Here is an 8139-nt window from a genome sequence, read left to right on the forward strand (position 1 = left end):
TTATAGCTACAGTCACTTGAATGAGGACAAATCAAACCCCAAGAATTGACTGGCGGCGCGAAGCGCCGCCAGTCAATTCTTGGGGTTTATGTCCTAATACACTTGGCGACAGCTATATTATACCAATTCCCGAAAGTGTGACAACACTTTTGGGAATTAAAAACCAAACCCAGTAAGGTGTTGAGATTCCCAAAATGGCGTTGCCATTTTGGGAATTGGTATTAGTTAGAGGCGGGGTGGAAGTGTTCGTAAATGTGTTGGGCTAATTTTTTGCCAATTCCTTCTGTTTCTGCGATCTGATCGACGGTGGCTTGGCGAATATATTCAACGGAATGAAACTTCTCCAGCAATACTTTCTGACGATGATGTCCTAAGCCTGTAATCTGATCGAGGTGCGATCGCTGCATCCTCTGGGTACGTTTTTTGCGGTGAAATGTAATCGCAAAACGGTGAGCCTCATCGCGCAATCTTCGTAACACCTGTACCCCAGCCCGTTCTGGATCGCCGCCAATCAATGGCTCCGACTGTTCGGGTAAGAATATCTCTTCCCGTTTTTTGGCAAGGCTAATGACCGTAAGGCGATCGCGCAACCCTAATTTATCAATGATTTTCATCACCGATGAAAGCTGTCCCTTACCGCCATCAATCATGACGACATCGGGTAAATCATCTTCTGGGGAATTGGGGATTGGAGAATTGGGGATTGGGGATTGGTAATTGGCGTGATTTTTAAATCTTCGGGCGATAACTTCTGCCAGACTGGCGAAGTCGTCGGAATGCCCCGTTTGAATATCGGGATTGCGGATTTTGTAGTGACGATAATGCTGTTTGGCGGGAATGCCGTCAATAAATACCACTTGACTCGCTACGGCATCCGAGCCTTGAATGTGGGAAATGTCATAGCCTTCAATCCGATGGGGCAGACTATCTAGATGGAGAATTTCCGCAAGGTCTTCTAATCCCTGTAAATTGCGATCGCTTTGTTTTTGGATTCGGGCTAATTCATATTGGGCATTGCGTTCTACCATCTCAATGAGTTCGGCTTTAAGCTGACGTTGGGGGGTGGCGATCGCCACTTTGCGTCCCTTGCGATCGCTCAGCCATGCCTGCAAGATTTCGACTTCGGGAAGTTCCAATTGGGTATGAACTTCATTGGGAATTTCTACGGAATCGCAATTTTGATAGTGAGCCTCTAAAGTCCGTTGCAAAATCGCTTCGGGGGTGTCACTCTGACTATCCGCGACAAAGGCCAAACGTCCCACTAAGCGTCCTGCCCTAATCTGAAAAAGCTGGATGCAGGTATGTTGAGCGTCGTAGGCAAGGGCGATCGCATCGCGGGAAACCGTATCATCAGGCAGCGATACTTTCTGATCGGCTCCTAAGTTTTTCAGCACTTGAATGCGATCGCGGAGATCGGCAGCCTTCTCAAATTCCAAATCTGCGGCAGCAGTTTCCATCTTTGCGGTAAAGGATTCGACCAACTCACTCGACCGCCCCTGAAAGATCATCGCCACTCGCATGACGATCTTCTGATAATCTGCTGGGGAAATCTTTTCCTGACATACTCCAGGACATAAGCCCATGTCATAGTTCAGGCAAGGACGATCCTTAAACATGGGCACAGGTCTTTGCCGTAAGGGAAAAGCGCGTTTGATAATTCCTAAAGTACGTTTGAGATTAAATACATCCACGTAGGGACCATAGTACTTATCCTTTGTACCGCCCATCCTTCGTTTTCGCGTAATAAAAATGCGTGGATAATCTTCCGACCAAGTGATACAAACGTAAGGATATTTCTTGTCGTCTTTGAGAAGAACGTTGTAATAGGGTTGATATTGCTTAATTAGATTGGCTTCGAGGGCAAGGGCTTCGGCTTCGGAGTCAGTAACAATAAATTCGATTTCATGCACTAACTGCACCATCATAGCGATGCGCGGCGATAAGTCCTGACTACTGCGAAAATACGATCGCACTCGATTGCGGAGGGCTTTAGATTTGCCAATATAGATCACCCCATCTTGGCGATCGCGCATAAAATAAACCCCTGCTTCCAAAGGAATTTCCTTTAATCGCGCCTGTAGTTTTTCAGGATTTTGCAATAGTGGATCAGTCATAAATCCAATCATATCAAATCCTTATATAGCTGTCGCCATTCGTTTACCCAAGAAGAGAAGGCGGCGCGAAGCGCCGCTTTCTCTTCTTGGGTTTTAATTATGATGATTAGGCGATCGCCAAAATTACTCACTAAAAATCAGGTTAACTTCAGGTTAACTTGGGGCAAGAAGATGCTGCCAAGCTTGCCGTTGGGCATTGCTGCTCTAAGCATGGCTGCGTAAAGGCTTCATCCAGTTCTGGATCGGTGGGCATTTGCCCAAAGATCATTTTGCAACTGAGGTCTTCAAAGTTGGGGGTCATGGTGAGTGGAATTCCAAACTTCTCGGTAAAAAATACTTGCGTGGGTACTTTACACATATTGACGCACATGCCCACACAGCCACTATCAACCAGATAGCGACATTTTTTGATATGAACTGCCGATGGTTGCGATCGCAGGGTTCCATCTTCCAAATTGATCTCAGCTTCAATAACCTCGCAGGGACCAACTAACCACTCAAACATCTGCGCCGCAAACCATGCATTGAGAACACATACAAGCCTTGTCGGAGAGAAAAAAGTACGGATTGCCCAGAGCGCTGGCGCAGGAACTAAAGATTGCAAGACTTTAGCAACTAGGATCTGCTGTTCTTGGGCATTACGTCCCTGCATAATTTGTTTTGATAGCTCGACAAAACCCTCGTAGCCCCCAATTTTCGTCCCTTTGCCTAAAGCTTCTGACATTTTCCGAGAAAACAGCCAGATAAACATGCGATCGATTAAATTATCGTTATATTCATCTTTAGCAATTTTTTGTAAGGCTCTAGGCATAAACACTCTCAAAAACACTCTCAAATAAGGCTTAGTATTTGCTTTAGTATTTGCTAATGATGCGCGAAGCTCATCATTACATTTTAAACATTTTGATAAATTGTAGTAACTATGGGACTTACGCAATTCTAACGAGTTTGCTGGGTTTTGGATAGATGTGGCGCGAGCTTTGCCCGCGCCACATCTAAAGGCGTAAGTCCTAAGTAGCTAGGCATAATTAAAAACCAAAACCAGAGAGAGTACCGCCCGCTACGCGGGCGGTACTCTCTTCTAGGGTTTAAGTTTACTTATGCCTAGCTAATTACTATAAATCAATAAACAAACTGGGATCGACATGGAAGAATTCACCAAGTGACTTCGATTGCCCTTTGCTAATAGTTCTTTTACCATTAACAACCTCAGAAACCACGCCACGAGAGCCAATCACCCCTACAAGGTCAGCTTGTCGCAGTCCTCTTTCTTCCATTAAATGTAACAAGATCGAATGAGATGTTGAAGCCGCTAACTGATAATTTTCGTCTTCAAATTTCTCAATCAGTGTTACTAGGAGACGTAGTATCTGTTCTTTCTCTGGAGATATATTTTCTTCAGCTAGCAGGCTTTCTACAATGCTTAAAGCGCGATCGCTTTCTTCTTCTGTAGTAACGCCTTGTATTTGAACGTTGGCTAATGCTCCATTGTTATACATGTTTCTCTAATGCTAACTCAACAAGCCGATCGCATAGTTGCGTAAACGGAATTCCTGAGTACTCCCATAATTTGGGATACATGCTTAGGGAGGTGAATCCAGGAAAAGTATTGATTTCATTGATTAATACCGTTCCTGTCGCTTCCACATAGAAAAAGTCAACTCTGGCTAAACCTGAACCAGCCACAGTCTGAAAAGCTTTTACCGCCATTGATTGCACTGCTTGAGTTACATTGTCTGGTAACTTGCTCGGAATAATTAAATCTGCCTTACCTGCGGTGTACTTGGTTTCGTAATCGTAGAAATCACTCGTGAAAGTAATTTCACCGATCGCCGAAGCTTGGGGTTGTTCGTTACCGAGAACCGCACATTCGATCTCGCGAGCCGTTACGCCCTGCTCGATGATGATGCGCGGATCGTAACTGGTGGCACTAGCGATCGCTTCTTTTAACTGTTGGCGATCGCGTACTTTAGAAATTCCCACCGACGATCCTAGATTAGAAGGCTTCACAAAACAGGGATAGCCGAGAGTCGCCTCGATATGCTCGCTCCATGATTGCTCGTCCTGCTGCCATTGCCAGCGGTTCAGCGCCACATATTTAACCTGAGGCAAGCCCGCATTCGCAAAGATCGCCTTCATCGCAATTTTATCCATGCCCACCGACGAGGCAAGCACACCATTACCAACATAGGGCTTATGCATCAATTGCAATAGCCCCTGCACTGTTCCATCTTCCCCATTCGGTCCATGCAATACGGGAAACCATAGATCGACTGTTTGCACTTCCGTAGGCAAGAAAAAAGCCGCATCCGTTAATAATTCTGAATCCTGCAAACCTTTGCCAGAATCTAAAACCTGCTGCGATATATCGGGACTGCGCCATGTGCCATCCCGTTGAATGTAGAAGGGTTGAACCTGATAGCGGGAATTTTGGTTGAGGGCTGAGGCGATCGCTCTTGCCGATGTAATCGATACATCATGTTCGCCCGACTGTCCGCCAAATAACAAGCCGACATAAAGAGGAGACTTTACCGCCAAATCTTGCATACCCGCCATTAGTAAACACCCTCGCCAAATTAATCGCAAACTTTTAGTACTGAATACTTTACCTTATTGAGCAGCTAATACCAATTCAGTGAAGTGTAGCCACACTTTTGGGAATTGGTATAAGGTTTTGAGATCCCCAAAATGGCAACGCTATTTTGGGAATTGGTACAGGACTCTTGCAGATATAACTATCGCCTGTACTAGGACATAAACCCCAAGAATTGACAGGCGGCGCTTCGCGCCGCCTGTCAATTCTTGGGGTTTGATTTGTCCTAATTCAAGTAAATGTCAGTTAACGTTGGCTAGTAAATTTTAAAAGCCCAAAAGTAAAAGCCTTGCTAAGCAAGGCTTTTACTTTTGGGGTTAGAGAAAGGGTTTGCGTAGCAAACCCTTTCTCTAACCCCGTTTCAAGTTATCCCGAACTTACGTTTTTTTAAGCTGCGATCGCCTTCGTTTTAGTACCCAGAGATTCCATTACCAGTTCGGCTAGATCGTTGATAAATATAGGGTGACTGTTTAAGGCAGGAACGCGATCGAAATTGTGAATGCCAGCTTCTTCAGCGACTTCTCGATATTCAATGTCAATTTCCTGCAAAGTCTCAATATGTTCCGATACAAAACTAATGGGTACGACCAAAAGATCGTTAATACCGCGCTTAGCCAGATTCTTAATTGCTTCCTCCGTATAGGGTTGCAGCCACTCCACAGGGCCGACACGACTTTGATAGGCGAGGGTGTGGGCATTGTAGCGATGGTAATCGCGACGGAGCGCTTTCATGATCCCATCGACACAGTTTTCCATTTCTGACTGATAGGGATCGCCATATTTAGTTACATATTTCACGGGCACACCGTGGGCACTAAAGAAAATATGCACATTCTCAGGTTCAGCAAAACTTTGTAATTTAGCATCAATGAGCTCGTTCATGGCACGAATATAGCCAGCCCGATCGTACCAAGACTCGATCGTAATCTTCTCGATCGCTTGCAGCTCAGGGTCTTTCTCCCAGATTTCATCTAGTTTTTTGATACTCGATCCGCTGGTGCTAATAGAATATTGAGGATAGAGCGGCAATACAACTAGACGAGTAATGCCATCTTGTTTGATCTGTGCGATCGCCTCTTCAGTGTAAGGATGCCAGTAGCGCATGGCAACATAGACTTTGGCATCCACACCGTGACGTTGTAAAACGTTCTCAATATTTTCACCTTGCTCTCTGGTAATCTGGCGCAGAGGCGAACCACCGCCGATCACGCGGTAATTTTCTTGGCTGATGGGCGCGCGACTTGCCGCGATTAGAGATGCGATCGGTTTTTGCAGAAAGGGGAATGGCAGGCGAATGATTTCTGGATCAGCGAAGAGGTTATACAAGAAAAGATAGACATCTTCTAGCTTCTCAGGACCTCCTAAATTTAACAGTAGTACTCCAACACGACCAGACATAAAACAATTTCCTAAATTTGATAAATTAATAATTATTGGTTTTAAATAAACTATCGATAGTAAGCGTTAAGGCTCGAAACTGAATAATAACGGAACAATAAATATTGAAATAAATGCGATACGAACGGAATACGAACGATATAAATTTCTAAAAGATGGCAAGTTTTTTAGATTTTTTCTGGATTTTTAAGAGGGACAAGTTTGGTTAGAACTGAAATGAGCGAAGCTCAAAGCTAACAAACAATAAAAATCGCAAATGATTGTGAATGATATGGATGAAATTTATTAAATAAATTTAAAAATGGTTTGAAAGCCCAGTCTAAAATATTAGGCTAAGCTACATATATAAGCTACATATAAGTATAAGCTTTTATTTTTGGCTACTGAGCTTTAGAGTAAGCTAATAAAAACTATAAATATTCCTCGCATTGCTTATCTAGCCACAGCTTGACGCAGGCTTCAAGTAAATCTATATCCAAAGGCTTTGTCAGATAATCATCACAACCAGAGGCGATCGCTGATTCCTTATCTCCCTTCATCGCATGGGCTGTGACCGCAATAATCGGAATTTGGGCGGTGCGATCGCTTGCCTTGAGTTGTCTTGCCACCTCCCATCCATCGATCTCTGGCAAAGAAAGATCGAGCAAAATTAGATCGGGATGATTTGTTTCTAGCCAATCTAAAGCTGCTTGACCATCTTGGATACAAGTTACTTGGTAGCCTGAATCTTGAAACACCTGTTCCACCAAAACTTGGTTGTCAGGGGCATCTTCGACCACTAAAATCAGTGGCGAGCAGTTAGGTGCGAGCATAGGTACTGAACGGTTCTTGAATGAACTTGATATAGAGATGTTTGAAGGTCGATCTTAAGACTCTGGGCATGCCAAAGTCGATCGCCATCATGGTTTCAGGGAGTTTCCAATCGGGGCTTCGCAATTGAGCGATCGGATCACCAATGATGTCAATTGCCTCCAGATCGCTACAAAGTCCCGTGCGAATAGCGGCCGCAACCGTGGGCACATCGAGGGGGTTAACGCCGAGGATCTCCACCATAACGCGATCAAGGGCAAATACATCACAAGAAGCGGCTAAAACACCTAATTCTTTTGGTTCGCCCGTACTAGGACCATTGCCTTCATGTCCGACAATTCCGTCCAGAATGGTAAGTTCGGGAGCGATCGCTCTTGCCGTCTCAATCAGCATTTGGGCAAATCTTTCCACATCTTTGCCTGCTTCCATATGCCACCAAGCCTTCATTTTGCCAGGAACGCAACCAAAGAGATTTTTAACACCAAGGGTGAGGGTGAGTTGCATATGCGATTTAACCTTGGGCAAATTAATCACCACATCCGCATCCATCGCTTCTTTACTGAGCCGTAAATGTTGGAGTTCGCCTTCCCCCGCAGTTTCGTAGCGTTTACCGTGAAATTCAATAATGGGAATGCCCAGTTCCTCTGCAAGGGGAAATAGACCATTCGCCTTAGCAATGCCCTTCGCACTCCCAAAGGCGGGACTATCACCTAAAAATGGATTGCCCCCAGCATCTTGTACCATTTTGGCAACACAATACACTAATTCTGGACGAGTGGTACATTCCTTGGTAGGACGGGAGCCTGTAAGCAAGTTGGGCTTGAGGAGAACGCGATCGCCTGCTTTGACGATGCTGGACATACCTCCTAGGGGTGCAAGTACTGCTTCTAGCGATCGCATTAATGACGTAGTTTCATAGCTAGAAGCATGTAAAAGACTGACAGTTGATTTCATGAATGTTTCTAGAAGGGGAGTAGGTCAGCAAACTACTTAAAAATATAACCTAATACCAACTTAAGAAATGGAGTAGCCATTTCTTAAGTTAAAAAACCTTACTGGGTCTGGGTTTTAATTCGCATTTTAATTCACGAAAGTGTGACAACACTTTCGTGAATTGGTATTGATGGCTGCCGCCAACTGTATCAGGACATAAAACGCCAAAGAGAGTTGCCGCGCTCCGCGCGGCAACTCTCTTTGGCGTTTTGATTTTGTCCTAACAAAACT

General features: G+C 44.7%; 7 protein-coding genes. All 7 read right to left on the reverse strand.

The genetic code is table 11. From position 1 onward, the window contains the following. Positions 1–221: 221 nt before the first annotated feature. The 7 genes from uvrC to AC805_RS06030 all read right to left on the reverse strand — a co-directional run bounded on the left by uvrC (position 222) and on the right by AC805_RS06030 (position 7869). Entirely contained in the window at positions 222–2114 is a 1893-nt protein-coding gene (gene uvrC / locus AC805_RS06000) for an excinuclease ABC subunit UvrC (protein ID WP_231662459.1), read from the reverse strand. Positions 2115–2262: 148 nt separating this feature from the next. Further along, complete coding sequence (locus tag AC805_RS06005) at positions 2263–2925, reverse strand: DUF4033 domain-containing protein (RefSeq protein WP_055074577.1); 663 nt, start codon at positions 2923–2925, stop codon at positions 2263–2265. Between the two features lie 304 nt (positions 2926–3229). Next, positions 3230–3613: a type II toxin-antitoxin system HigA family antitoxin gene (locus tag AC805_RS06010; RefSeq protein ID WP_055074578.1), complete on the reverse strand. Its 384-nt coding sequence runs from the start codon at positions 3611–3613 to the stop codon at positions 3230–3232. Continuing rightward, positions 3606–4670, reverse strand: a complete 1065-nt coding sequence (locus AC805_RS06015; protein ID WP_009628749.1) for a D-alanine--D-alanine ligase family protein — start codon at positions 4668–4670, stop codon at positions 3606–3608. The genes AC805_RS06010 and AC805_RS06015 overlap by 8 nt, the downstream gene beginning before the upstream one ends. A 424-nt stretch (positions 4671–5094) precedes the next feature. Beyond that, a complete protein-coding gene (gene hemH, locus AC805_RS06020) occupies positions 5095–6105 on the reverse strand; it encodes a ferrochelatase (RefSeq protein ID WP_055074579.1) in 1011 nt (336 codons plus the stop codon). 410 nt (positions 6106–6515) lie between these two features. Beyond that, the gene (locus AC805_RS06025; protein WP_055074580.1) at positions 6516–6917 is read right to left on the reverse strand and encodes a response regulator; all 402 of its coding nucleotides are present in this window, start codon (positions 6915–6917) and stop codon (positions 6516–6518) included. Continuing rightward, positions 6904–7869 carry a DUF362 domain-containing protein gene (locus AC805_RS06030; RefSeq protein WP_055074581.1) on the reverse strand — a complete coding sequence of 322 codons (966 nt, stop codon included), beginning with the start codon at positions 7867–7869 and terminating at the stop codon, positions 6904–6906. The genes AC805_RS06025 and AC805_RS06030 overlap by 14 nt, the downstream gene beginning before the upstream one ends. Positions 7870–8139: the final 270 nt, after the last annotated feature.

This window comes from Pseudanabaena sp. 'Roaring Creek' (genome assembly GCF_001402795.1).
Taxonomy (GTDB): Bacteria; Cyanobacteriota; Cyanobacteriia; order Pseudanabaenales; family Pseudanabaenaceae; genus Pseudanabaena.